Genomic DNA, 26,122 nt, shown 5'->3' with positions numbered 1-26,122 from the left:
CCGGCACAGGCAACCAATCAGTTCAGGCCTATGTCCAACCCCTGAACCCATGGATGTCTCAGGAGGCCCCGATGCACCTCTGCGCTATCGACCAGGCTGTCGAGCAGGTCCTGTCCCGGCTGCCAGCCCATATCCATATGGGCCTGCCCCTGGGCCTGGGTAAACCCAACGCTTTCGTGAACGCCCTCTACGCCCGGGTGCGCGAACTGCCCGAGCGACAGCTGACCATTTACACCGCGTTGTCCCTCGGCCGCCCGCCACTGGGCGATGGCCTGCAACGGCGCTTTCTCGAACCCTTCGTCGAGCGCGTTTTCGCCGACTACGAAGACCTCACCTACCTCGCTGACCTGCGCAACGACAGCCTGCCACCAAACATCCGCGTAGAGCAGTTTTTCATGCAGCCCGGCAGCCTCCTGCACAGCGAATCGGCCCAGCAGGACTACATCAGCAGCAACTACAGCCACGCCGCCCGTGACATCAACGCCAAGGGCCTGAACCTGATCGCGCAACTGGTCGCGGCCACGCCCGAGAAGCCCGTCCACCTCAGCCTGGCCTGCAACCCCGACATCACCCTCGACCTGCTGCCAATGATCGCCAAGCGCCGCGCGGCCGGCGAAACCATCCTCATGCTCGGCCAGGTACATACCGAACTGCCGTACATGCCCGGCGATGCGGAATTGCCCATCGATGCGTTCGACCTGCTGATCGATCAAGCCGAGCAGCGCCGGTTGTTCTCCACGCCGAACATGCCGGTCAACACCCAGGACCACTGCATTGGTTTGCACGCCAGCACGCTGGTGCGTGACGGCGGCACCTTGCAGGTCGGCATCGGTGCCATGGGGGATGCAGTCGCTGCAGCGTTGCTGGCGCGCCAGGGCGACAACGCAGGCTACCGGGCCTTGCTCGACGAGCTGGATATCGGCCCGTGGCAGGCGCTGATTGAGCGGGAAGGGGGGCTAAAGACTTTTGCCGAAGGCCTGTACGGCTGCAGCGAAATGTTCGTTAACGGCCTGTTGGTGCTGGCCGAAGCTGGCTTGCTACGGCGCTCGGCCGATGAGCAGGGGCCGGTGTTGCATGGTGGCTTTTTCCTCGGGCCTCATGCGTTCTACCAGCGGCTAAGGGAGATGCCGCTTGAGCAGCGCGCACGGTTTGCCATGACCCGTATCAGCTTCATCAACGAGCTGTACGGGCAGGAGGAACTCAAACGGCAGCAGCGACGTGATGCCCGCTTTATCAACACGGCGTTCGGCATGACGTTGCTCGGCGCCGGGGTGGCCGATCAGCTGGAAGATGGTCGTGTGCTCAGCGGCGTGGGTGGGCAGTACAACTTCGTCGCCCAGGCCCATGCACTGGAAGGCGGGCGCTCGATCCTGCTGTTGCGCAGCTGGCGCGAGGCGGGTGGGGAGGTGACCTCGAACCTGTTCTGGACCTATGGCCACTGCACCATCCCCCGACACCTGCGCGATATCGTGGTGACCGAGTACGGCATTGCCGACCTACGCGGGCAGACCGACAGCGAGGTGATTGCGCGGTTGTTGGCGGTGTGTGATTCGCGGTTCCAGCAGGGGCTGATCGAGCAGGCTAAAGAGGCCGGCAAACTGGCCAGGGATTTCCAGCTGGATGCGCGGTTTACCGACAACACACCGCAGCGGCTGGAGGCAATTCGGGCACGGCATGCGCGGTTGTTTCCGGAGTATCCGATGGGAACGGATTTTACCGCCGAAGAGCGGGACTTGTTGCGGGCGCTGAACTGGTTGAAGAGCAAGTTCAAGCTGAGCGAGGTGCTTGAACTGGGCAAGGCAGCGCTGGATGCGCCGGGGCCGGAGGGGTATGAGGGGCATCTGGCGCGGATGCGGCTGGATCAGCCGAATGGGCTGAAGGAAGAGCTTTACCAGCGGTTGCTGCTGGCGGGGTTGGCGACAACCAAATGAACCCTAGGGGTTATTGGCCCCTGTGGGAGCGGGTTTACCCGCGAATGCTTGAGTGAGCGCACCATCGCATTCGCGGGTGAACCCGGCCCCACAGGGATCGCGTTGCGGCCTTACTCGATGAAGGACACCACTCCGCCTTCCAGCGACTTCACCCGGGCCAGCGATTCAACGCGGTAGCCCTGGCTGTCCAGCTCGGCACGGCCGCCCTGGAACGACTTCTCGATCACGATACCCAGGCCAGCCACGGTGGCGCCGGCTTGCTTGATGATCGAGATCAGCGCCTGCGACGCCTTGCCGTTGGCCAGGAAGTCGTCGATCACCAGCACGCGGTCGCTGCTGTTGAGGTGGCGCGGCGAGATGGCCACGGTGTTTTCGGTCTGCTTGGTGAAGGAATACACCGAGGCGGTCAGCAGGTTCTCGGTCAGGGTCAGCGACTGGTGCTTGCGGGCAAAAATCACCGGCACGCCCAGCTTTAGGCCCGTCATCACCGCCGGGGCAATGCCCGAGGCTTCGATGGTGACGATCTTGGTCACGCCCGCGTCAGCGAACAGGCGGGCGAACTCGTCACCGATCAGCTGCATCAGCGCAGGGTCGATCTGGTGGTTGAGAAACGCGTCGACTTTGAGAACCTGATCGGAAAGCACGATGCCTTCTTCGCGAATCTTCTGATGCAGTGCTTCCACTGTGGTATTCCTCGATGTAACAAAGGTGGCCGCTAAAAGCGGCAGAATTAAAGAGTAATGGTTGATCAGCGTTTGAGCATTGCCCGGATATCGGCCAAGGCGTTGTTGCCGCGTGCGGCTTTCACCTCGACCGGTGCATCGTCCAGGCCCTCCCAGGCCAGGTCGTCCGGTGGCAGTTCGTCGAGGAACCGGCTGGGCGTGCAGTCGATGATTTCACCGTACTGCTTGCGCTTGGCAGCGAAGGTGAAGGCCAGGGTCTGACGTGCGCGGGTGATGCCCACGTAGGCCAGGCGGCGTTCCTCTTCGATGGTGTCAGCCTCGATGCTGGAGCGGTGCGGGAGGATTTCCTCTTCCATGCCCATGATGAACACGTAGGGGAACTCCAGGCCCTTGGAGGCGTGCAGGGTCATCATCTGCACACCTTCGGCGTTCTCTTCCTCTTCCTGCTGGCGCTCGAGCATGTCGCGCAGCACCAGCTTGCCGATGGCGTCCTCGATGGTCATGTCACCCTCTTCATCCTTCTCGAGGGTGTTCTTCAGCGCGTCGACCAGGAACCAGACGTTGCTGATGCGGAACTCGGCAGCCTTGTCACTGGCGGTCTGCTGGCGGATCCAGTTCTCGTAGTCGATGTCGCGGATCATCTCGTGCAGCGCGGCAATCGGGTCTTCCAGGGCAACCTTTTGGCGCACCCCGTCCAGCCAATGCTTGAAGCGCTGCAAGCGCTCGGTGTAGCGGGCATCCAGGTGCTCGCCTAGGCCCAGCTCCTCGCTGGCGGCGTACATCGAAATACCGCGCTCGGTGGAATAGTTGCCGAGCTTTTCCAGGGTGGTGGAGCCGATTTCGCGCCGTGGCACGTTGATGACGCGCAGGTAGGCGTTGTCATCGTCCGGGTTCACCAGCAGGCGCAGGTACGCCATCAGGTCCTTGACCTCCTGGCGACCGAAGAAGCTGTTGCCGCCCGACAGGCGATACGGCACCTGGTGGTGCTGCAGCTTCAGCTCGATCAGCTTGGCCTGGTAGTTGCCACGGTAAAGGATGGCAAAGTCGCTGTACGGGCGGTTGGTGCGCAGGTGCAAGGTGAGGATTTCCATGGCCACGCGCTCGGCCTCGGCTTCCTCGTTCTTGCAGCGGATGACGCGAATCTCGTCGCCGACGCCCATCTCGCTCCACAGTTGCTTCTCGAACGCATGTGGGTTGTTGGCGATCAGCACGTTGGCGCAGCGCAGGATGCGGCTGGTGGAGCGGTAGTTCTGCTCCAGCATGACGATCTTCAGGGAGGGGTAGTCCTCCTTGAGCAGCATCAGGTTCTCGGGGCGGGCACCGCGCCAGGCGTAGATCGACTGGTCGTCGTCGCCCACCACGGTGAACTGGTTGCGCATGCCGATCAGCATCTTCACCAGCAGGTACTGGCTGGCGTTGGTGTCCTGGTATTCGTCCACCAGCAGGTAGCGCACGCGGTTCTGCCAGCGCTCCAGCACCTCAGGATGCTCCTGGAACAGCTTGACCGGTTGCAGGATCAGGTCGTCGAAGTCCACCGCGTTGAACGCCTTGAGCGTGCGCTGGTAGTGGGTGTAGACGATGGCGGCGGTCTGCTCGCGCGGGTTGCGCGCCTTTTCCAGGGCCTCGGGTGGCAGGATCAGGTCGTTTTTCCAGGCACCGATCATGTTCTTGATCTCGTCGATGCCGTCGTCGCCGGAGTATTCCTTCTGCATGATGTCCGACAGCAACGCCTTGATGTCGGACTCGTCGAAGATCGAGAAGCCCGGCTTGTAGCCCAGTCGCTCGTGCTCCTTGCGGATGATGTTCAGGCCCAGGTTGTGGAAGGTACACACCGTAAGGCCGCGGCCTTCCCCCGGACGCAGCAAGGTGCCGACACGTTCCTTCATCTCGCGCGCGGCCTTGTTGGTAAAGGTCATCGCCACGATGTACTGGGCACGGATGCCGCAGTTCTGGATCAGGTGGGCAATCTTGCGCGTGATCACGCTGGTCTTGCCCGAACCTGCACCGGCGAGCACCAAAAGAGGGCCGCCGACGTAGTCACGGGCTTCCTGCTGCCGGGGATTGAGTCGGGACATGCTAGAAACCGGGGGTCGCCAGAAAATAGCCGCGCATTCTAACAGGCATGGGGCCGTTATGGCGCGACCGTCTGACGTCTGAGTCAGACTTTTGTCCGGCCTACTATTAGCGGGACTAATCCTAGTACCTGAAAAAATCATATTTGCCGGTTCGGCTCGTTTCGAGCAGGATGCACGACAAAATACGTCGGGATGCTACGCTCGTAAAAAAACATGTATAAAAGTGAAAATCATTTTCATTAAATGCAGTAGCATACCCGCCAGTTATCGTTGCACCGTGAAGCCCTAAGGAGTCCGCTTGTCCACGCCTGTCGAACCTTTGCGTTTGCTGCTGTTGGCTGATGAGCCGGAATGGGCCGCCTTGTTGCACGCTTGCATGCCTGCCCTGAGCGGCAGCGCCGTGCTGCTCACCGCCCCGAACTGGGAGTCCGTCGACAGCCTGTTCAGCAATGATCGCCAGGCTGTGGTGCTGGCAACCCCGGCTCAGCAGCCCGTGCCCGGGCGCTGCGACCTGCCGACCATCCTGCTGCTCGACCACGAGCCCGAGGTGGCGCCCACGGCCGTCAGCGACTGGCTGGTACGCGGCCAGCTCAATGCCGATACTTTGCGCCGCTCGCTGCGTCATGTCCGTGAGCGTGGTGTGTTGGTGGCCACCTTGCAGCGCCTGGCTGAGCAGGACCCCCTGACCGGCATCGCCAACCGCCAAGGCTTCCAGGCCTTGCTGACTGCGCGCCTGGCCGAAAACGAAGGCCGTGGCGTTGCCTTGGGCCACCTGGACCTGGACAACTTCCGCCACGTCAACGATGCCCTCGGCCACCAGAGCGGCGACCGGCTGATCCTGCAGGTGGTGGCGCGGTTGCAAAACCAGCTGGAGGCGGGTGACCAGCTGGCCCGCCTGGGCAGCGACGAGTTTGCCCTGCTGATCGACACCCGCCGCGACGCCAACCGCGCCGAATGGATTGCCGAACGTATCGTCGAAGCCTTGGCCGAACCCTACTTCATCGACGGCGAAAGCCTGCTGCTGGGCTGCAGCCTGGGCCTGGCCCATGCCCGCGCCCAAGCGGGGGCCGACCCTTTGATGTGGCACGCCCACATCGCCATGCGCCAGGCCAAGGGCAGCCAAGGCTGCACCTTCCATGTGTTCAACGAGCGCATCAACCGCAACGCCCGTAGCCTGGCCGACCTGGAAAGCGAGCTGCGCCGCGCCCTGCGCCGTGATGAGTTGGAGCTGCACTATCAGCCGAGGCTAGACCTGGCCGATGGCCGAATTGTCGGCCTGGAAGCGCTGGTGCGCTGGCGCCATGCCGAGCGCGGGCTGCTGCCGCCCAGCGAGTTCGTGCCGTTGGCCGAGCAAAGTGGCCTGATCGTGCCGCTGGGTTACTGGGTCATCTCCCGTGCCCTGCGTGACATGCAGGTGCTGTGCGAGCGCGGCCTGGAGCCGCTGCACATGGCAGTCAACCTGAGCTTCCGCCAGTTCCAGGACAGCCAGCTGCTGGCCACCTTGAGCCGCCTGATCCTCGAGCACGGTGTCGATGCCCGCTGGCTGGAGTTCGAACTGACCGAAACGGCAGTCATGCGCCGCAACGAGCTGGTGCGCCAGACCATGGACGCCCTTGGCCGCCTGGGTGTGCGTTTCTCCCTGGACGATTTCGGTACCGGGTTTTCTTCGTTCGTGCACCTCAACAGCTTGCCGATCACCTTGCTCAAGGTAGACCGCAGCTTTGTGGCCGAAATGGAAATGCGCGAGGAAAACCGCAAGCTGGTGCATGCCATGATCAACCTGGCGCACAACCTCAACCTCGAAGTGGTCGCCGAGGGGGTGGAGAGTCAAGAGCAGCTGGCATTGTTGCGTGGGTTTGGCTGTGACCAGGTGCAGGGCTTCTTGGTCAGCAAGCCGCTGCCGGTGGGGGAGTTGATCGATTTTCTGCTGAAGGTGCCTGGCCGTCAGCTGGATGCTGTGCGTTAGGGCCCTTTCGCGGGCACGCCCGCTCCCACAGGGGCCGCGCAATCCTGTGGGAGCGGGCGTGCCCGCGAAGAGGCCCTGACGTCAGGCCGAAGCAGCAGCCCCTGCACGCACCTCAGCCTTCACAAGCAACCGCTTCATCCGCCACTCAAAGCCAAACGTCAGCGCCACCGCCGCACACGCCAGCCCCAGCGCCAAGCCCCACCAGATTCCCACCGCACCACCGCCCAAGGTAAAGGTGAACAGCCACGCACTCGGCGCCCCCACCAGCCAGTAGCACACCAGCCCAATCAGGAAGGTGGTCTTGGCATCCTTCAGCCCGCGGATCGAGCCCATGGCAATCGTCTGCATGCCATCGAACAGCTCGAACCACGCCGCCACCATCAGCAACTGCACGGCCACCTGGAAGATCGCAGCAAAAGCCGGGTCGTTACGGTCGATAAACAGCCCCACCAGCGCCTCGGGCAGCAGCAGGAACAGCGCGGCGAAGGCAAACATGATCATGGCCCCGAAGCCAATGCCCACGCGCCCGGCGCTGCGCGCCGCCAGCAGGTTGCCAGCGCCGTAATACAAGCCCACCCGCATGGTCACTGCATACGACAGCCCCGTCGGCACCATGAACGCCGTGGACACGATCTGCAGGGCGATCTGGTGCGCGGCCAGCTCGGTACTGCCCAGCACGCCCATGCACAGCGCGGCGAAGGCGAACAGGCCCACTTCCACCATGTAGGTACCGCCAATTGGCAGCCCCAGCCGCCACAGCTCGCGCAGTGCTGGCAGCGACGGGCGCGACAGGCCCTTGCGCAGTGGGTAGGCGGCATAGGCCGAGTGCCAGCGGATATACAGCGCCAGCGCGATAGCCATGCCCATCGACACCACTGCGGTGACCAGGCCGATGCCCATCAGGCCCAGCTTGGGCAGGCCGAACATGCCCTCGATCAGCGCCACGTTGAACAGGTAGTTCAGCACCGTGCCGATCAGGCTGATGACCATCACCGGGGTCGAGCGCCCCAGCGCACTGGTGAAACCGCGCAACGCCATGAACGTCAGGTAGCCGGGCAGGGCCAGTGGCAGCAGCGTGAGGAATTCGGCCGCCGAGGCCACGTTCTCGGGCTTTTGCCCGAACAGTAGCAGCACCGGCTCCAGGTTCCACAGCACCAGCGCGGCGAACAGCGCCAGGCCCCAGGCCAGCCACAGGCCGCTCTGCGCCAGCCGGGTCGCACCTTCGATATCGTTGGCGCCCTTGCGAATCGCCACCAGGGTGCCGACTGCGGCGATCACACCCAGGCAGAAGATCGACACGAACGAGTAGCTGGCTGCACCCAGACCGCCACCGGCCAGGGCCTGCGGGCTGATGCGGGCCATCATCAGGGTGTCGGTCAGCACCATGAGCATGTGCGCCAACTGCGAGGCAATCAGCGGCCCGGCCAGGCGCAGCAAAGCCTTGAGTTCTGTGGTGGGCGCGACGTGCATGAGGGCTGTCCTTCTTCCTGAGGTGATGAACGAAGGGCGATTCTGAGGCTTTGGTCAACTTTGCACAAAAGGATAAAAGCGATCATTGGCATGAGTCTGACTCATGTATATATGCTTCTTGGTGATCCGCTCCACAGCCCCGTATGGCAGGTGCCTCATGTCTCGTCAGCTTCCTCCGTTGTATGCCCTTCGCGCATTTGAAGCCGCCGCACGGCTAAGTTCCTTCACCCGTGCCGGTGAGGAACTGTCGATCACTCAGAGCGCGGTCAGCCGGCATATCCGCACGCTGGAGGATCACTTCGCCTGCCGCCTGTTCGTGCGCAGTGGCCGCAACCTGCAACTGACCGAGGCCGCACGGGTATTGCTGCCAGGCGTTCGCGAAGGCTTCGCGGCGCTGGAGCGGGCCTGCGATACCTTGCGCGGTGAAGACGACATCCTGCGCATGAAGGCCCCCTCGACCCTGACCATGCGCTGGTTGCTGGCGTGTTTGAGCCGTTTCCGTCACCTGCAGCCAGGCAATGAAGTACAGCTGACCAGTGCCTGGATGGACGTTGACCATGTGGACTTCAACCAGGAGCCGTTCGATTGCGCGGTGTTGCTCAGCGACGGAGTGTTCCCGCCGGACTGGGAAGTGCGCAAGCTGTTCCCGGAGTTGCTGATACCGGTGGGGGAGCCAGATCTGCTGGAAAAAGGACCTTGGGACGAGCACCAACTGGCCTCTATCGAGCTGCTGCACCCCACGGTGGACAAGCGCGACTGGCGGGAGTGGCTGGAGCGCATGGGGTTGAGCGACAAGGTTTCGCTCAAGGGCGGGCAGGTGTTTGACACCCTGGAACTGGGCATGATCGCCGCTGCGCGTGGCTACGGGATTTCCATGGGCGATTTGCTGATGGTGGCCGAAGATGTGGCGCAGGGGCGGTTGAGCCTGCCCTGGCCGACAGCAGTGCCCAGCGGAATGGACTACTACTTGGTATGGCCACGTACCCGGCCGGGTGGCGAGCGGTTGCGGCGGTTGAGTGATTTTCTGGCAGACGAGGTGGCGGCGATGGATTTGCCGGATGTGGAAATCCTGCCGTCCCTCTGATCACATGTACCGGCCTCTTCGCGGGTTTACACGCGAAGAGGCCGCAATGCCTTACATAGAGCCCAGGTTCAGTGCCTGAGCACAGGCCTGCAACGACCGGCGTTCACTTTGCGCATACAGCGCCAGCTCATCCTGCACCTGCAACCCCAACGCCGCCTCAAAGGCATCGCGGTTGGCATTGCTGCCATATTCGGCCTGCGCATCGTCGCCCAGGTTGGACTGGAAGATGCCCGCCGCGCTCACCGGCAGGAAGTCCTCGTACACCAGCGCCTCGAAGTGCACATGGCCTGCGTCGATCAGCCCTTGCAGGGTGGTCGGGCGGCCTTCCTGGTCACGCGCAGCCAGGCCTTTCTCGGTCGCGAAGTAGCGGAAGTATGCCAGGCCCTGTTCACGCATCTGCGCCAGGTCGTCCGGGAACTCGGCAAAGGTGTCTTTCAGTAGCGCCATGTAGCGCTCGGCATTGGCCTCGGCCGGTGCGCCACCCAGGGCCGCGCGGGTGGCATCGAGCAGCTTGTCGTACAGCTGGCGACCCTTCGGCGTCAGCGCCGCGCCGCGTTGTTCGATCTCGCCGAAACGGGCGGTGTGGCTGCCTTCGCTGCCCTGCTGGTCGCTGAATGCGACCTTTTCCTGCAAGGCCTTGAAGCTGGTCTGGCGCAGCAGGATCGGGTGACGACGGGTAGGTGGGCCTTCGACCACGGCCTTCGGCGGGATGCCTTTGGCCGGCATGCCGACCTGGATCGCATCGATGTCCAGGGTCCGTGGGGTCAGGTGGTTGATGTGCGGGCCCTTGAAGGCCACCACATCGGCGATCAGGCGGTGCTGGTCGTGCAACTGCTGGTACTGCTCGGCGGTGACGGTGGCGTCATGGTGCCAGCGGAAGGTGTGCAACGCTTCCTGCACGAACGCACCGGCATCTGCGGCGTTCAGCCCGCCATCGCGCTCGCTCTGGGCGATCAGTTCGAGGGCGCGGCTGGTGAAGATCTGGCGCTTGGCCAGGATGCCCTGTGCCAGCTCGCGCAGTTGCGGGTTGTCGATCAGCTCCAGGCGCAGCAGCGAAGTGAACACACGGAACGGGCTGACATGCAGCGACTGTTCATGCACGGCGCGGAAGGCGGTGGAGTGCACCGGCACGCCAGCAGAGCTCAGGTCGTAGTAGCCGACCGGCTCCATACCCATGACGGCAAACAGGCGGGCGATGGTGGCCAGCTCTTCGGCGGTGCCAACGCGGATGGCGCCATGGCGTTCCTGGTCCAGTCGCTCGATTTCCCCGGTCCAGCGCAGGGCCTCGGCAACCTTGGGCTGCTGGGCCATGACCTGCTGGTTGATTTCGCTCACCAGCTCCAGCAGCGTGCCGTACAGGGGCACTTCCTGTTTGTACATGAGCGACATGGCGGCAGAGAACTGCGCGCGAATGCTGTCTGGGCTGACGAAATCGTGGGCGGGCATCGCTAGCTTCCTGGTTGGGTTCGGACGCTTACATGAAAGCTGGGAATGCACTTGGCTCACAAGCGAAAAAAAGTGAGTGTGTCATTCCTTTTTTGATCGACCTTGAGAGGCCTTTCGCGGGTTCGCCCGCGAAGAGGCCCTCAAGCCTGAAGCTGCTCGTGAATCCACTCCACCAATGCCCTTACCTTGGGCACCTCCGCCGCATGCTCGGCATACGCCAGATAATGCGCTCCGGCACTGCGCATCGCATGGTTCCAAGGCACCACCAGACTCCCCTCGGCCAGCTCCTTCGCTGCCAGGTAACGTGGCACCAGCGCCACCCCGCACCCGGCCTGCGCCGCGCTCAAGGCCATATAGAACGTATCGAAGCGTGGCCCGTGGTAAGCGCTGACGCTTTGCAGGTCCTGCTCCAGGAACCACTCATGCCACGCCTCCGGCCGCGACGTGCTCTGCAACAGCACCAGGTCGGCCAGCTCTGCGGCATCGCCCAGCGTGCGCCCGGCCAGTAGCTCCGGCGCGCACACCGGCACCACCTCTTCGCGGAACAGCTCCACGCAGGTGGCACCCGGCCAAGTACCCTGGCCATAGAAAAACACCACGTCCGCCGAGCCCTGCAACAGGGCAAACGGCTCCATCTCGTTGCGGATATCGAGGTGAATATTGCTGTGCCGCTTACCAAAACCCTTCAGGTGCGGGATCAGCCAGCGCACGCCAAAACTCGGTTGAGTGGCTACCTTCAATATCTCGGTCTGCTCGCCGTAGGTGAGTACGTAGCGGCTGGACATGTCCACCTGGGTGAGGATCTTGTTGACCTCGGCCAGGTACAGGCTGCCGGCCGGCGTCAGTTGCAGGCGCCGGCGAATGCGCAGGAACAGGTGGTGGCGCAGCATGTCTTCAAGCTGCGCCACCTGCTTGCTGACCGCACTCTGGGTCAGGTGCAGCTCTTCGGCGGCACGGGTAAAGCTCAAATGGCGGGCTGCAGCTTCAAAGCACTGCAGGGCGGTCATGGAGGGCACCAGGCGTTTGGACATAGCGGTCTCTGCGGCTCGAATCATTACCTGACGGAATGATATGCGGAATAAAGGTCGTTTGTTGTACCTATGTGATCGGATTAATACTGATCCACATCATTTTTCCACCCCATCACCCGATGTAGGAGAAGCACAAATGGTTGCTGGATTGCTCGAGCGCCTTGGCGTTGCCGCCGAGGCTTACACCCAGGGCGACTACCCTGTTCACACGCCGATCGACGGCAGCCAGATCGCCTCGGTGAAACTGCTCGGCAAGGCCGAGACCATCGCCCGCATCGACCAGGCCCAAAGCGCCTTCGAAGCCTGGCGCACCGTGCCGGCCCCGCGCCGTGGCGAACTGGTGCGCCTGTTCGGCGAAGTGCTGCGTGAGCACAAGGCTGACCTGGGCGAGCTGGTATCGATCGAAGCCGGCAAGATCACCCAGGAAGGCCTGGGCGAAGTACAGGAAATGATCGACATCTGCGACTTCGCCGTTGGCCTGTCGCGTCAGCTGTACGGCCTGACCATCGCCTCCGAGCGCCCAGGCCACCACATGCGTGAAACCTGGCACCCGCTGGGCGTGGTCGGCGTGATCAGCGCCTTCAACTTCCCGGTTGCCGTCTGGGCCTGGAACACCGCCCTGGCCCTGGTGGCCGGTAACTCGGTGGTGTGGAAGCCTTCTGAGAAAACCCCGCTCACCGCCCTGGCTTGCCAGGCTCTGTTCGAAAAAGCCCTGAAAGCCTTCGGCGATGCCCCGGCTGGCCTGGCCCAACTGGTTATCGGCGGCCGTGAAGCCGGCGAAGCCATGGTCGACGACCCGCGCGTGCCGCTGGTCAGCGCCACCGGCAGCACCCGCATGGGTCGTGAAGTGGGCCCACGTGTTGCTGCCCGTTTCGGCCGCAGCATCCTCGAACTGGGTGGCAACAACGCCATGATCCTGGCCCCGAGCGCCGACCTGGACCTGGCCGTGCGCGGCATCCTGTTCTCGGCTGTGGGTACTGCTGGCCAGCGTTGCACCACCCTGCGCCGCCTGATCGTGCACCGCTCGATCAAGGACGAAGTGGTTGCCCGCGTCAAAGCCGCCTACGGCAAAGTGCGCATCGGCGACCCACGCAAGGACAACCTGGTCGGCCCGCTGATCGACAAACTGTCGTTCGATGCCATGCAAGGCGCGCTGGCCAAGGCCCGCGACGAAGGCGGCCAGGTGTTTGGCGGCGAGCGTCAGCTGGCCGACCAGTACCCGAATGCCTACTACGTGTCGCCTGCCATTGCCGAAATGCCGGCGCAGAGCGACGTGGTGCGCCACGAAACCTTCGCCCCGATCCTGTACGTGCTGGCCTATGACGACTTCGAAGAGGCCCTGCGCCTGAACAACGAAGTGCCACAAGGCCTGTCGTCGTGCATCTTCACCACCGACATTCGTGAGGCCGAGCGCTTCCAGAGTGCCTCGGGCAGCGACTGCGGCATCGCCAACGTCAACATCGGCACCAGCGGCGCCGAGATCGGCGGTGCGTTTGGTGGCGAGAAGGAAACCGGCGGTGGTCGTGAGTCGGGTTCGGATGCCTGGAAAGGCTACATGCGTCGTCAGACCAACACCGTGAACTACTCGCGCGAGCTGCCGCTGGCGCAGGGTATTGTGTTCGACTGATGGGTTGATGCTGCATGGCCGGGGGCTCAGCCCCCGGTTCGCGGGCAAGCCCGCTCCCACAGGTCCCCACAGAGTTCGAAACCTGTGTACCTCCTGTGGGAGCGGGCTTGCCCGCGAATGGGCCCTAACGCGGCCCCAAACAAGAACAAATTGCTGGAGCCGGGCCATGTCCGAACTGCGTCAAGAATGCTTGTGGGAATTCGTCAGCAAACCGACCGTAGCCGCCCAGGCCCTGGCCGGTGAGCACAAGGCCGATGTTTGCGTGATCGGTGGCGGCATTACCGGCCTGTCTGCAGCCATCCACCTGCTCGAACAGGGCAAGTCGGTGATCCTGCTGGAGGCCTGGAAGGTCGGCCACGGCGGCTCCGGGCGCAACGTGGGCTTGGTCAACGCCGGTACCTGGATCCGCCCTGACGACGTCGAGGCCACCCTCGGCCAGAAGCAGGGCAGCCGCCTGAACACAGTGCTCGGCGAAGCCCCGGCTGAAGTGTTCGCCATGATCGAGCGCCTGGGCATCGACTGCCAGGCCCAGCACAAAGGCACGCTGCACATGGCGCACAACGCCTCCGGCATCGCCGACCTTGAGGCCCGCCACGAACAATGGCGCCGCCGCGGTGCCGACGTGGAGCTGCTGACCGGCGCCCAGTGCCAGGAATACTGCGGTACCAACAAGATTTCCGCCGCGCTGCTCGACCGCCGCGCCGGCACCATCAACCCCATGGGCTACACCCAGGGCCTGGCGGCTGCCGTGGCGCGTCTGGGCGGCAAGCTGTTCCAGCAGTCTTCGGTCGAAGGCCTGGAGCGTGACGGCGATGCCTGGCGGGTGAAGACCGCACGTGGCTCGGTGCGCGCCGACAAGGTGGTGATTTCCACCGGTGCCTACACCGAAGGCGACTGGAGCAACCTTCAGAAGCAGTTTTTCCGTGGGTACTACTACCAGGTGGCGTCCAAGCCGTTGCAGGGCGCAGCAGCCGACAAGGTGCTGCCGCATGGTCAAGGCTCGTGGGACACCCGCACTGTGCTCAGCAGCATCCGCCGCGACGACCAGGGCCGTCTGCTGCTCGGCAGCCTGGGCCGGGTCGACAACAAGCCGTCGTGGTTCGTCCGCAGTTGGGCAGACCGGATCCAGAGCCACTACTACCCGGAGCTGGGCAAGGTCGAGTGGGAAATGCACTGGACGGGCTGCATCGATTTCACCCCCGATCACCTGATGCGCCTGTTTGAGCCGGCGCCGGGGCTGGTGGCGGTGACCGGGTACAACGGGCGTGGTAACACCACCGGCACCGTGATTGGCCGGGCGTTTGCCGAGTTCCTGCTGAAGGGGGAGGCGGATAGCCTGCCGATTCCGTTCTCGCCGATGAGCGGCGTGAGCGCGCCATCGCTGCGCACGGCGTTCTACGAGTCCGGCTTCTCGCTGTACCACGCGGGGCAATGCTTGAGAGTTGTGTTGTAGGTAATGGCCTCTTCGCGGGTGAACCCGCTCCTACAAGGGCTTTCACCGCCCGAGAGGGCAATGGTGGACATGTAGGAGCGGGTTTACCCGCGAAAGGGTCAGCACAGGCTTACTTGTGCAACCAGCTAAGGAAGCCGCCCTTCTTGATCAGCGCGGGCTTCTGCAGCAACAACGACTCCCGGCTCTGGCGCCGGAACCGCTGCAACTTGCTCAGCGCCGTCTGCACCTCGCCACGCTGCTGCAAACAGCTCTTCACCTGCTCCTTGTCGATCCGGTACAGCACGCAGCTGGTCAGCGTGCGGAACTCGGCCAGCGAATCCTCTTCATCGATGATTCCCTCGATCCCCAGCACCTCACCCGGCCCCATGCGCCCTGCTTCGACCAACTTGTCGCCATCGCGCACCGATGCCGAGATGACCCCGCTGCCAATCACCAACAGGTGATCGGAATGCTCGCCAACGCCCAGGATCACCTGATCCGCCAGGTACTCCACTGCCGTCATGCGCTGGCTCAGCGCATCACGCTCTTCATCGCTTAACGAGCGGAACACCCGCACCTCGTCCAGTACCTCGCGCTGACGGCTGCGCGGCGGCAGGGCCAGGTCCACGTTCCACATCACGCCGCTGGCCTCCAGGTGGCGGTGCGCAAGGTCGAACAGCTGGTTGCGTGCGTCGCCCTTGGCGCCTGCATCGGCCACGAAACCGCTGGCCTCGTACTCCACGGATTCCAGTGTCGAGGCCTTCACCGTCACTTTCGGCTTTGGGGTCTCAAGAATGGCACTGACGCCCTGCAGGGCCTTTTCCAGTGCATCGAACACTCGCTTGGGCCGCACCTTGGCCGGCACCACCACGCTGATCGATACCCCATGCACATCGGCCGGGCGGCTGTGGTTGAGCAGCCGGGCCTTGGCCGCCACCGAGTTGGGGATCACCGCCAGGCTGCCGGTGCCGGTCAGCAGGCGCGTGGCGCGCCAGTCGATGTCCAGCACCTTGCCTTCGGTGCCGTCGATAGAGATCGAGTCGCCAATCTGATAGGGCCGCGTGGTGTTCAGCACGATGCCGCTGAACACGTCGGCCAAGGTGCTCTGCAGCGCCAGGCCGATGACGATGGCCATCACCCCGGAAGTTGCCAGCAGGCCTTTCACCGGCAGCTGCATCACATAGCCGGCGGCAGCCACCACGGCGGCCAGGAAGATCAATGCCCCCAGCACATCCTGCAACAACCGCCCGCCATGGCTGCCACGGGCGACCAGCAGCAGGCCGAACACCACCGTGACCGTGCGTGCGCCAAACAGCCACCAGCCAATGGCCAATACCGTGGCCATGAGGTTGCGCGAGACATCGTCGGGCCAGGGTGGTGGTTGCAGCGGGCTCAAGCCGGCGGCTACCAGCACCGAGCTGAACAGCAGGAAGATCACCAGGCGCGTGCCGATGCGCCAGGCGCGGCGCTGGGTAGGGATGAGTTGCCAGAGCACGAGGTCGAGCAGGAGCAGGGCAGTACCGAGCAACAACGGGGACGACTGGATGAACGCCAGCATGGAAGTCTCGGGGGTGAGGGAGGGCTGTGGGTAGTAATAGAGCAGGTTTGCCGGGCAAGCAATGAAAGCCTGTACCGGCCTCTTCGCGGGCTTGCCCGCTCCCACAGGTACTGCGCTGGTTTTGAATCTGGTGCGATCCCTGTGGGAGCGGGCGAGCCCGCGAAGAGGCCAGCAAATCCAACACCAATCTATCGTTCTTAAAACAGAACGCTAAAGCCAAAAACCGCTATCTACCGCTCCAAAGGTGATGGTTTTAATCTTCTCCCATCAACGCGAAACACCCCACTTACTGAACATCAAAACCCTTAGGAGCTACCCCATGAACAACTTCAAATACAACCGCCTGAACAAAGACGACGCCGCTGTCCTGCTGGTCGATCACCAGGCTGGCCTGCTGTCTCTGGTCCGCGACATCGAGCCGGACGCATTCAAGAACAACGTGCTGGCCCTGGCCGACCTGGCCAAGTTCTTCAACCTGCCGACCATCCTCACCACCAGCTTCGAACAAGGCCCCAACGGCCCGCTGGTTCCCGAGCTGAAAGCCCTGTTCCCGGACGCCCCGTACATTGCCCGCCCAGGCCAGATCAACGCCTGGGACAACGAAGACTTCGTCAAGGCCGTGAAGGCCACCGGCAAGAAGCAACTGATCATCGCCGGCGTGGTGACTGAAGTGTGCGTAGCCTTCCCGGCCCTGTCGGCCCTGGAAGAAGAGTTTGACGTGTTCGTGGTTACCGATGCCTCCGGCACCTTCAACGCCATGACCCGCGACGCAGCCCACGACCGCATGAGCCAGGCCGGCGCCCAGCTGATGACCTGGTTCGGCGTGGCCTGTGAGCTGCACCGCGACTGGCGCAACGACATCGAAGGCCTGGCCGCGCTGTGCTCCAACCACATCCCGGACTACCGCAACCTGATGACCAGCTACAACGCCTTCAACGCTGGCAAGTAAGCCAAACCGCCCCGGGCACCGGCAGTCGGTGCCCGCCAAGGGCAGCACACCCATCCAATCCTCCGCCCGTTCACCGTTGCACAGTGGATGCGGGCAAGCTCATCCCAAGGAACGCCGATGAACACCGCAACCCAAGACAACCGCGACGTGGTGACCGTATGCCTGCAACACCAGGTGATCGACACCGCTTCGAGCACCCCGGTTTCACAACCGCCTCGCTGGAAGCAGGCGCTGCTGACCTACCTGGTGATCTGCCCGATGACCATGGTCATTCCGCAACTGCTGGCGCCGCTGTTCGCACGCTTCCCGCAGCTGGGCGGCCCGATCACCGGCAATCTCATCGTCAACCTGTTCGTCATCCTGCCCGTGGTGTTCTACATCATGCCTTGGGTAACCCGCCGCTGCGCCAACTGGCTGCGCGGCTGAGCCACGCCTTCACCTCGACACCTTCAAGGAGATACCGACATGAGCACATTTGTTACCCACGATGGCACTTCGATCTATTTCAAGGACTGGGGCAGCGGCAAGCCCGTGCTGTTCAGCCACGGCTGGCCGCTGGATGCCGACATGTGGGATTCGCAGATGGAGTTCCTGGCCAGCCGCGGCTACCGCACCATCGCCTTCGACCGCCGGGGCTTCGGCCGTTCGAGCCAGCCGTGGAACGGTTACGACTACGACACCTTTGCCGACGACATTGCCCAGCTGATCGAACACCTCGACCTGCGTGATGTGACCCTGGTGGGCTTCTCGATGGGTGGCGGCGATGTCAGCCGCTACATCGCCCGCCACGGCAGCGAGCGGGTGGCCGGGCTGGTGTTGCTGGGGGCTGTGACGCCGGTATTCGGCAAGCGCGACGACAACCCTGAGGGTGTCGACCTGTCAGTGTTCGAGGGTATCTGTGCCGGCCTGCGTGCCGACCGCGCGCAGTTCATCGCCGACTTTGCCACGCCGTTCTATGGCCTGAACCATGGGCAGCAGGTGTCCCAGGGCGTGCAAACGCAAACCCTGAACATCGCGCTGATGGCCTCGATCAAGGGCACCCTGGATTGCGTGACGGCGTTCTCCGAAACCGACTTCCGCCCGGACATGGCCAAGGTCGATGTGCCGACGCTGGTGATTCATGGCGACGACGACCAGATCGTGCCGTTCGAAACCACCGGCAAGCAGGCGGCAGAGCTGATTCGCGGGGCTGAGCTGAAGGTGTATGCCGGTGCGCCACACGGGTTTGCGGTGACCCATGCGCAGCAGCTGAATGAGGATTTGCTGGCGTTTCTCCAGCGGTAATTGCGGGAGGCATTCGGGGGTTTACCCGCGAAGAGGCCAGCCCTGGCAGCACAAATGTTGATCAGGGCTAACCTTCTACAGCCCACCGCACATCCATCCAAGCCCTGACCCAGCGTCAACCGGCATGCTCCGCAGTTGCGCCTGCTGCTGCCGAACCCAGAGACGGAGAACACCATGTCCCAGGACCGCAACGACAAGACCCGTCGCCAGTTCCTCGCCACCAGCACCGTGCTCGGTGCCGCCGGCGCGCTCTGGTCCGCATTGCCCTTCACCGGCCAAGCCGGTTCCGCTCACGCATCCACCCAAGGAGGTTCCATGACCGCCGACCTGATTCTGTTCAACGGCAAACTGCACACCGTTGACCGCGAAAAGCCTACTGCGACCGCCGTTGCCATCAAGGATGGCCGCTTCATCGCCGTGGGTAACGACGCCGAGGCCATGGCCCACAAGGGCGCCACCACGCAAATCGTCGACCTCAAGCAGCGCACGGTCATCCCCGGCCTGAACGACTCGCACCTGCACCTGATCCGCGGTGGCCTGAACTACAACCTGGAGCTGCGCTGGGAAGGCGTGCCGTCGGTGGCTGATGCCCTGCGCATGCTCAAGGACCAGGCTGCGCGCACGCCAACCCCGCAGTGGGTACGTGTGGTGGGAGGCTGGAACGAGTTCCAGTTCGCCGAAAAACGCATGCCCACCCTGGAAGAAATCAACCAGGCTGCACCCGATACCCCGGTGTTCCTGCTGCACCTCTACGACCGCGCCTTGCTCAACCGCGCAGCGCTGAAGGCCGTCGGCTACGACAAGAGCACCCCGAACCCGCCGGGTGGCGAGATCCAGCGTGACAAGTTCGGCAACCCGACCGGCATGCTCATCGCCCGCCCCAACGCGATGATCCTCTACGCCACCCTGGCCAAAGGGCCGAAGCTGCCGCTGGAATACCAGGTCAACTCCACCCGCCAGTTCATGCGTGAACTCAACCGCCTGGGCCTGACCAGCGCCATCGACGCTGGCGGCGGCTACCAGAACTTCCCCGACGACTACTCGGTGATCCAGGAGCTGGCCGACAATAACCAGCTGACCGTGCGCATCGCCTACAACCTGTTCACCCAGAAGCCCAAGGAAGAGCTGGACGACTTCAAGAAGTGGACCTCCAGCGTCAAGCTGCACAGCGGCACCGATTTCCTGCGCCATAACGGCGCCGGCGAAATGCTGGTGTTCTCCGCCGCCGACTTCGAGGACTTCCTCGAACCGCGCCCGGACCTGCCGCAAACCATGGAAGAAGAACTGGAACCGGTGGTGCGCCACCTGGTCGAGCAGCGCTGGCCGTTCCGCCTGCACGCCACCTACAACGAATCCATCACGCGCATGCTCGACGTGTTCGAGAAGGTCAACCGCGACATCCCGTTCAACGGCCTGCCGTGGTTCTTCGACCACGCCGAAACCATCACCCCCCAGAACATCGAGCGCGTGCGTGCCCTGGGCGGTGGTATCGCCATTCAGGACCGCATGGCCTTCCAGGGGGAATACTTCGTCGACCGTTACGGCGCCAAGGCGGCAGAACAGACCCCGCCGATCAAGCGCATGCTCGACATGGGCGTGCCGGTCGGTGCCGGTACCGATGCCACCCGCGTGTCCAGCTACAACCCATGGACTTCGCTGTACTGGCTGGTCAGCGGCAAGACCGTTGGCGGCATGGAGCTTTACCCGGAAGGCCTGAGCCGCGATACCGCGCTGCAACTGTTCACCCAGGGCAGTGCCTGGTTCTCCAGCGAGCAGGGCAAGAAAGGCCAGATCAAGGTGGGGCAGCTGGCTGACCTGGCGGCGTTGTCGCTGGACTTCTTCAGCGTTGATGAAGAGGCGATCAAGGGCATCGAGTCGGTACTGACCATTGTCGATGGCAAGGTGGTGTACGGCGCTGCCGAATTCGACAAGCTGGGCCCGCCACAGGTGCCGGTACTGCCGGAATGGTCGCCGGTGGCCAAGGTGCCAGGGCACTGGCGCGTGGGTACGCCATCGCTGGCGGCAGCCGTGCATCAGTGTTCGGGGCCGTGCGGGGTACATGCGCACAGTCATGACAAAGCGCGTAAATCGAGTGTGCCGGTCAATGACTTCCAGGGCTTCTGGGGGGCGCTGGGCTGTTCCTGCTTTGCTTTCTAAGCTGAGCTGATGTGAAGAAGGGGCCAGTTTCTGGCCCCTTTTTTTACTCCTTCAGTACTGGCCTCATCGCGGGCTTGCCCGCGAAGAGGCCGGAAAAGCCAACATCAGTGGTGAGCCTTGTGCTCCCCGCCTGCCAGCAGATGCCGAATTTTCACTTCAACCCCATCCGTCTGCAGCATCCGCACCCGCGCCTCGATCTTCAGCTCACCCCGGGTCACCCGATGGTGATGCCGCAAATGCTCCAGCCACGACTCTTCGAAGAAAAACTCCAGCCAAAGCGCCGGGTCTGCACTGTCGCGCATCAATCCCCAGGACAGTGCCCCATTGCGCTTGCGCATGGCTTCCAACTCCCGCGCCGCCAGCTGGAAGGCTTCGGCCTTGGCCGGGTCGATGTGATACTCCACCGTCACCATCACCGGCCCGCTTTCCTTGTCCATGTCATCGTTCAGCACCGGCACGGGCCAATGCAACGACGGTGTCAGCTCTTCGGCTTCGGTTTCCGGCAGGGTCACCTTGCAGGTCAGCAATGTACCCAGGGCCAAGCCACCCGCCGCCAGCAGCAGGCTCAAGGTGATCGACGCATGGCTGGCCAGCGTGCCCCACAGCAACCCGCCACACGCCATGGCACCAAAGAAGATCAGGATGTACACCGACAACGCCCGCGCCCGCACCCAGGCCGGCACCGAGGTTTGCGCCGCCACCTGCAGGTTGGACAGCACCGCGATCCACGCCGCCCCGCTGAGCAGCATCGCCGGCAGCAGCACATAGAAGTTGCGCACAAGCGCCAGCGCCAGCAGGAACAGCGCATACAGCAGGCTGGCGAACAGCACCAGGCGGTCGCGGCTGATGCGTTCGCGCAGGCGCGGCAGCAGGGTGGCGCCGGCCACCGCGCCAATGCCGATGGCCGCCAGCAGCAGGCCGAAGTCGGCAGCAGTGCCGTGCATTTCGCCGCGCACGATCAGCGGCAGCAGCGAGGTGCCGGCGCTGGCACAGAAGAAGAACGCCACGGCCCGCAACAGCACAGCCTGCAAGGGTTTGGCACTGCGCGCGAAGCGCAGGCCGGTGCGCATGGCGCCCACGAAGCGCTCGGCTGGCAGCAGCGGCTCCTTCACCTCGCGCTTCCACAGGAACAACACCAGGATCACCCCGGCGAACGAAATGGCATTCAGGGCAAAGGTCAGCCATGGGCCGACCAGGCTCACCACCACGCCGGCCAAGGCCGGGCCGATGGCGCGGGACACATTGATGCCGACACTGGAGATGGCCACCGCGTTGGCCAGGTCTTCTTTGCCTACCAGTTCCGGCGTCAGCGCACTCCAGGCCGGCATCATCAGCGCCGTGCCGATGCCCAGTGCCAGGGTCAGCAGCAGCAGCAAGGTCACGTTCATCAGCCCGAGCAGGGTAAGGGTTGCCAGCACCACGGCCACGGCAGACATCCACAGCTGCACCAGCAACAGGTAGCGGCGCTTGTCGACGATATCCGCCGCTGCGCCCGCTGGCAGGGCCAGAAAGAACATCGGCAGGGAGCCGGCCACCTGGATCAGCGCCACGTGCAGCGGGCTGGCCGACAGCGTGGTCATCAACCAGCCGGCGCCCACCTCGTGCATCCAGGTGCCGATGTTGGAGGCGATGGTGGCGATCCACAGCATGCGAAAGGTGGTATTGCGCAACGGGCTCCAGGCGCCTGAAGGGGATGTGCTCATGTCAGAAGCTGCCTTTGAGTGGGTATTCGATGATCAGGTAGATGCGGTCGATGTCATCGCCGGCCTGGGCCTGGTTGGCACGGTGGCTGACGTGGGAGAACGACAGGCTCAGGTCCTTGGCGGCGCCTGACTGCACCACGTATTTCAGGTCGATGTCGCGTTCCCAGTGTTTGCCGCCATCGCCGTACTGGCCCACGTAGGCGCCACCCGTGGGTGCATGGCTGCCGTCGATGCCACGGCCGCTGACGTAGCGGCCCATCAGGCTCAGGCCGGGGACGCCGAGGGTGGCGAAGTTGAGGTCGTAGCGCAGTTGCCACGAGCGCTCGCCCGGGCCGTTGAAGTCGGCGTACTTGATCGAGTTGGCCAGGTAGATGGAGTCGCCGCCGACGAAGTCGAACGGGGTGTCGCCCTCGACCTTCTGGTAGGCCAGGCTCAGCGCCTGGGCGCCGAAGCTGTACTTGGCCAGCAGGCTGTAGGCGAGAGTATCGATGGCTCCGGCGCTGGCACTGCCGGTGTCGCGGGTTTTGTAGAGGTTGCCGTCCACGCGCCAGTTGCCTTCGGCCAGGTTCAGGTTGAGGTAGGCCTGGCGCCAGGTGTCCTCCAGCTGCCCGGCATACAATGCCGCGCCGAACGGCCCGTCGGGTGCGAAGGAGGCACCGGCCACGCTGATGGCCCGGTTGTGCGTGGTGGCGCCGTAGCCGCTGAAGTCGTCGTGGGTGGAGCTGTTGTCCTGGTTGTTGAAGGCGGTGAAACGCCCGGCTTGCAGGCGCCAGTCGGGCAGGTCGGTGTTCTGCACGAACCAGCCGGTGGCGTACTCCGGGTGCAGTCGCTTGTCGCCGGTGTCGAACACCGGTGTTTCCACGTTCATTTCGCCGTAGCGCAACTGGGTGTTGCCCAGGCGCAGTTTGAGCGCCGCGCCGGCGCTGGAGTAGTCGGATTCGGCACGGCCATTGCTGTCGCGTGGCAGCAAACCGGTGCCGGCATGGCCACGGCCGCCGTCGAGCTTCAGGCCAAGAAAACCGTGGGCGTCGATGCCCACGCCAACCGTGCCTTCAGTGAAGCCCGAGCGGACCTCGCCGATGAAGCCTTGGGCCCATTCCTGGCGGTAGTTCTGGCCGCTGGCAGAGGGCGAGCGGAAGTCGCTGTGCAGGAAGTAGTTGCGGCTGAGCAACGACCAGCCGGGTTCGTCGGCCTGGCTGAGTGCGGGGCAGAGGGCGAGGGTGGCGAGCAGGGCGCGGCCTGGTCCGTGAGTGGCGCGGATCATGGGGGGCTCCGGGGGGTGATCCGGGACTGTGGAGCAAGGATAGGCCAGGGGTCTTGTAAGGGTGTGCTGGGATCTGTTTTGGCTGTTCCGGCCCTTTCGCGGGCCAACACTCAAGCCATGTCGCTGATGGCAAACTCCTCAGCCAGATGATCAATCAATGCCCGTACCGAAGGCAGCAACCCCCGCCTCGATGGAAAAATGGCATGCACGATGCCGCAACGCGGATGCCAGTCGGGTATCAACTCCACCAACCGCCCCGCAGCCAGGTCTTCGCGCACCGCCACTCGCGGCAAATGCGCAATCCCCACCCCAGCCACCACGAAATGGCGCAGGGCAAACAAATCGTCAGTCACCATGCGCGGCCTATGCGGGATGACAATGCTGCGGCTGCTGTCTTCACCCTGGAACAGCTCCCACTGGTACTCACGCTGTGCGCTGCCCCAATGCAGGCTCGGCAGCGTGCCGAGCAGCTGCGGATCGAAGCCCTTGGGCAATTGCTTCAGGTACTGCGGCTGGCCCACCAGGCACTGGGTACTGTTGCTCAGCACCTTCATCACCATGTCGGTGTTCTCCAGCGGTGGAAAGCGCACCCGCAGGGCAATGTCGAAGCCCTCATGCAACAGGTCGACGCGGCGGTTGGTACTTTCGATGAACAGCTCCACCTGCGGGTACTTGAGCATGTAGCGGGTCAGCATCGGCCCGACCCAGGAGTTGAGCAGGGTGGTGGGGCAGCTGATACGCACCAGCCCGCGCGGCTCGCTGCGGTTGCGCTCGATGATCTCCGCCGCGCCCTCGGCCTCCACGCGCATGGCCAGGCAGCGGTTGTAGTAGGCCTGGCCGATTTCGGTGAGCGAGCAGTGGCGGCTGGTGCGGTGCAGCAGGCGCACGCCCAGGCGGTCCTCAAGGTCGGCGATGCGCCGGCTGAGCTTTGACTTGGGCATGTCCAGCGCTCGGCCTGCCGGGGCGAAACCACCGTGCTCTACAACCTGGGTGAAGTAGTAGAGGGAATTGAGGTCTTCCAATGATCGTTCTCCAAACGGAACGCTAAGGGCGGTTTTCGCAGTCTAGTGCAGCAAAGGTGATGATTTTAATCTGTGCCCATCAACGCGAAACACCCCGAATAGCTGAAAAATTCAAAAACCTTAGGAGCACAGACCATGAGCAAATTCACCTACAACCGCCTGAACAAAGACGACGCTGCCGTACTGCTGGTAGACCACCAGGCTGGCCTGCTGTCGCTGGTGCGCGACATCGAGCCGGACAAGTTCAAGAACAACGTGCTGGCCCTGGCTGACCTGGCCAAGTTCTTCAACCTGCCGACCATTCTCACCACCAGCTTCGAGCAAGGCCCCAACGGCCCACTGGTGCCAGAGCTGAAAGCACTGTTTCCGGATGCGCCGTACATCGCTCGCCCTGGCCAGATCAATGCCTGGGATAACGAAGACTTCGTGAAGGCGGTGAAGGCCACCGGCAAGAAGCAGCTGATCATTGCCGGTGTGGTGACTGAGGTTTGTGTAGCCTTCCCAGCGCTGGCTGCCCTGGAAGAAGAGTTCGATGTGTTTGTGGTGACCGATGCGTCCGGCACCTTCAACGAGATGACCCGCGATGCAGCCCATGACCGCATGAGCCGGGCGGGTGCCCAGCTCATGACCTGGTTTGGCGTGGCCTGTGAGCTGCACCGCGACTGGCGCAACGATATCGAAGGGCTGGCGGCGCTGTGCTCCAACCACATTCCGGATTATCGCAACCTAATGACTAGCTACAACGCGCTGACTGCGGGTAAGTAATTAATCAGTAGCAGTACGCATAAAGGCCGGTTCCCTCTGTAGGGAGCCGGCCTTTTTTGTTTGCTGTACCGGCCTCTTCGCGGGTAAACCCGCGAAAGGGCCGGCACAGGCAACATCAATTCATGGGCTGTGACTCAATCCCATCCAGCAATGCCTCAACCAACCCTTCTGCCATTTCGAGTGCATTCAGGTTGTTCCAGAACAGGCTTTTGCCCGTGTCATCCAGATGCTCCAGGGCTTTATAGCAACAGTCATAGGCACCGCGCAGGTACTGGGCGACATGTACCAAGGCGTCGTGGGCGGAGACGCCTGGGTTCACGGTGAACAATGGGGGATGGCCGGCATCGCAGCGGCTGAAAGGGCGTTGTGTGGTGTCGGGGAGGGGGGGATCCGGAACAATCTTTTTCATAGCCAAACTCCGATAGAGGTTGGCCAGCACCATCCGTTTCCACGCGAAGGGTGGCGGCTGCACGCGGGGTGGAAAGCCGGGCTATCGGAACCCCGGCAGGCCATACGGCCTCCCGCGTGCAACTGCCATGAAGACAGCTGTTCCGATTACCTGCCGGGTTTCCACACCCGATCGCTGAACCGATAGCGACCCGGTCAGCCTAGAGAGCAGGGCTTCCACGGATAATCAGACGGGCGTCGACACGGTGTGTAGGATAAATCCTCGGA

The 26,122-nt window shown here is 63.4% G+C and carries 20 protein-coding genes; 10 read left to right on the top strand and 10 right to left on the bottom strand.

Features of this window, described 5'->3' with window-relative positions; translation table 11 throughout:
* Positions 1-71: 71 nt before the first annotated feature.
* Positions 72-1,931 (top strand): acetyl-CoA hydrolase/transferase C-terminal domain-containing protein, encoded by a 1,860-nt coding sequence (locus APH36_RS08025; RefSeq protein WP_060498193.1) that lies wholly within the window; start codon positions 72-74, stop codon positions 1,929-1,931.
* Positions 1,932-2,041: 110 nt separating this feature from the next.
* Here the strand turns inward: APH36_RS08025 and APH36_RS08020 are convergent, their stop codons facing one another.
* The gene (locus APH36_RS08020) at positions 2,042-2,614 is read right to left on the bottom strand and encodes a xanthine phosphoribosyltransferase (protein WP_003253535.1); all 573 of its coding nucleotides are present in this window, start codon (positions 2,612-2,614) and stop codon (positions 2,042-2,044) included.
* A gap of 65 nt (positions 2,615-2,679) precedes the next feature.
* The gene (gene rep, locus APH36_RS08015) at positions 2,680-4,689 is read right to left on the bottom strand and encodes a DNA helicase Rep (protein WP_060498192.1); all 2,010 of its coding nucleotides are present in this window, start codon (positions 4,687-4,689) and stop codon (positions 2,680-2,682) included.
* Positions 4,690-4,987: 298 nt separating this feature from the next.
* Between rep and APH36_RS08010 the strand changes: the two genes are divergently transcribed.
* Complete coding sequence (locus APH36_RS08010) at positions 4,988-6,655, top strand: bifunctional diguanylate cyclase/phosphodiesterase (protein WP_060498191.1); 1,668 nt, start codon at positions 4,988-4,990, stop codon at positions 6,653-6,655.
* An 81-nt stretch (positions 6,656-6,736) separates the two neighbouring features.
* Here APH36_RS08010 and APH36_RS08005 read toward each other — a convergent pair whose 3' ends face one another.
* Positions 6,737-8,125, bottom strand: a complete 1,389-nt coding sequence (locus APH36_RS08005; RefSeq protein ID WP_060498190.1) for a NorM family multidrug efflux MATE transporter — start codon at positions 8,123-8,125, stop codon at positions 6,737-6,739.
* Between the two features lie 157 nt (positions 8,126-8,282).
* On the opposite strand from APH36_RS08005, the gene APH36_RS08000 reads away from it, so the two are divergent.
* Complete coding sequence (locus APH36_RS08000) at positions 8,283-9,209, top strand: LysR substrate-binding domain-containing protein (protein ID WP_060498189.1); 927 nt, start codon at positions 8,283-8,285, stop codon at positions 9,207-9,209.
* 51 nt (positions 9,210-9,260) lie between these two features.
* Here the strand turns inward: APH36_RS08000 and APH36_RS07995 are convergent, their stop codons facing one another.
* Both APH36_RS07995 and APH36_RS07990 read right to left on the bottom strand, forming a co-directional pair.
* Entirely contained in the window at positions 9,261-10,655 is a 1,395-nt protein-coding gene (locus tag APH36_RS07995) for a VOC family protein (RefSeq protein WP_060498188.1), read from the bottom strand.
* Between the two features lie 140 nt (positions 10,656-10,795).
* Positions 10,796-11,686 (bottom strand): LysR family transcriptional regulator, encoded by an 891-nt coding sequence (locus APH36_RS07990; RefSeq protein ID WP_060498187.1) that lies wholly within the window; start codon positions 11,684-11,686, stop codon positions 10,796-10,798.
* 136 nt (positions 11,687-11,822) lie between these two features.
* Here APH36_RS07990 and APH36_RS07985 point away from each other — a divergent pair, with 136 nt between their 5' ends.
* The gene (locus APH36_RS07985; RefSeq protein ID WP_016712672.1) at positions 11,823-13,313 is read left to right on the top strand and encodes an aldehyde dehydrogenase family protein; all 1,491 of its coding nucleotides are present in this window, start codon (positions 11,823-11,825) and stop codon (positions 13,311-13,313) included.
* A gap of 166 nt (positions 13,314-13,479) precedes the next feature.
* The gene (locus APH36_RS07980; protein WP_060498186.1) at positions 13,480-14,766 is read left to right on the top strand and encodes an FAD-binding oxidoreductase; all 1,287 of its coding nucleotides are present in this window, start codon (positions 13,480-13,482) and stop codon (positions 14,764-14,766) included.
* 109 nt (positions 14,767-14,875) lie between these two features.
* Here the strand turns inward: APH36_RS07980 and APH36_RS07975 are convergent, their stop codons facing one another.
* Entirely contained in the window at positions 14,876-16,303 is a 1,428-nt protein-coding gene (locus APH36_RS07975; RefSeq protein ID WP_060498185.1) for a mechanosensitive ion channel family protein, read from the bottom strand.
* Between the two features lie 319 nt (positions 16,304-16,622).
* Here APH36_RS07975 and ycaC (APH36_RS07970) point away from each other — a divergent pair, with 319 nt between their 5' ends.
* The 4 genes from ycaC (APH36_RS07970) to APH36_RS07955 all read left to right on the top strand — a co-directional run bounded on the left by ycaC (APH36_RS07970) (position 16,623) and on the right by APH36_RS07955 (position 20,693).
* Complete coding sequence (gene ycaC / locus APH36_RS07970) at positions 16,623-17,252, top strand: isochorismate family cysteine hydrolase YcaC (protein ID WP_060498184.1); 630 nt, start codon at positions 16,623-16,625, stop codon at positions 17,250-17,252.
* 117 nt (positions 17,253-17,369) lie between these two features.
* Positions 17,370-17,678 (top strand): hypothetical protein, encoded by a 309-nt coding sequence (locus APH36_RS07965; protein ID WP_060498183.1) that lies wholly within the window; start codon positions 17,370-17,372, stop codon positions 17,676-17,678.
* Between the two features lie 39 nt (positions 17,679-17,717).
* Positions 17,718-18,536 (top strand): alpha/beta fold hydrolase, encoded by an 819-nt coding sequence (locus APH36_RS07960; RefSeq protein ID WP_060498182.1) that lies wholly within the window; start codon positions 17,718-17,720, stop codon positions 18,534-18,536.
* 315 nt (positions 18,537-18,851) lie between these two features.
* Complete coding sequence (locus APH36_RS07955; protein WP_177337091.1) at positions 18,852-20,693, top strand: amidohydrolase; 1,842 nt, start codon at positions 18,852-18,854, stop codon at positions 20,691-20,693.
* Positions 20,694-20,797: 104 nt separating this feature from the next.
* Here the strand turns inward: APH36_RS07955 and APH36_RS07950 are convergent, their stop codons facing one another.
* The 3 genes from APH36_RS07950 to APH36_RS07940 form a co-directional block, all read right to left on the bottom strand.
* Positions 20,798-22,396: an MFS transporter gene (locus APH36_RS07950; RefSeq protein WP_060498180.1), complete on the bottom strand. Its 1,599-nt coding sequence runs from the start codon at positions 22,394-22,396 to the stop codon at positions 20,798-20,800.
* 1 nt (position 22,397) lies between these two features.
* Positions 22,398-23,660, bottom strand: a complete 1,263-nt coding sequence (locus APH36_RS07945) for an OprD family porin (protein ID WP_060498179.1) — start codon at positions 23,658-23,660, stop codon at positions 22,398-22,400.
* A gap of 110 nt (positions 23,661-23,770) precedes the next feature.
* Complete coding sequence (locus APH36_RS07940) at positions 23,771-24,682, bottom strand: LysR substrate-binding domain-containing protein (RefSeq protein WP_060498178.1); 912 nt, start codon at positions 24,680-24,682, stop codon at positions 23,771-23,773.
* A 135-nt stretch (positions 24,683-24,817) separates the two neighbouring features.
* Here APH36_RS07940 and ycaC (APH36_RS07935) point away from each other — a divergent pair, with 135 nt between their 5' ends.
* The gene (ycaC, locus tag APH36_RS07935) at positions 24,818-25,447 is read left to right on the top strand and encodes an isochorismate family cysteine hydrolase YcaC (protein ID WP_019096456.1); all 630 of its coding nucleotides are present in this window, start codon (positions 24,818-24,820) and stop codon (positions 25,445-25,447) included.
* A 115-nt stretch (positions 25,448-25,562) separates the two neighbouring features.
* Here the strand turns inward: ycaC (APH36_RS07935) and APH36_RS07930 are convergent, their stop codons facing one another.
* Positions 25,563-25,856: a hypothetical protein gene (locus APH36_RS07930; protein WP_060498177.1), complete on the bottom strand. Its 294-nt coding sequence runs from the start codon at positions 25,854-25,856 to the stop codon at positions 25,563-25,565.
* Positions 25,857-26,122: the final 266 nt, after the last annotated feature.

The sequence above is a fragment of the Pseudomonas sp. NBRC 111133 genome, assembly GCF_001320605.1.
Classification (GTDB): Bacteria; Pseudomonadota; Gammaproteobacteria; order Pseudomonadales; family Pseudomonadaceae; genus Aquipseudomonas; species Aquipseudomonas monteilii.
The sequence above is the reverse complement of the archived record's forward strand: the minus strand, read 5'-3'. Positions and strand labels throughout refer to the sequence as shown.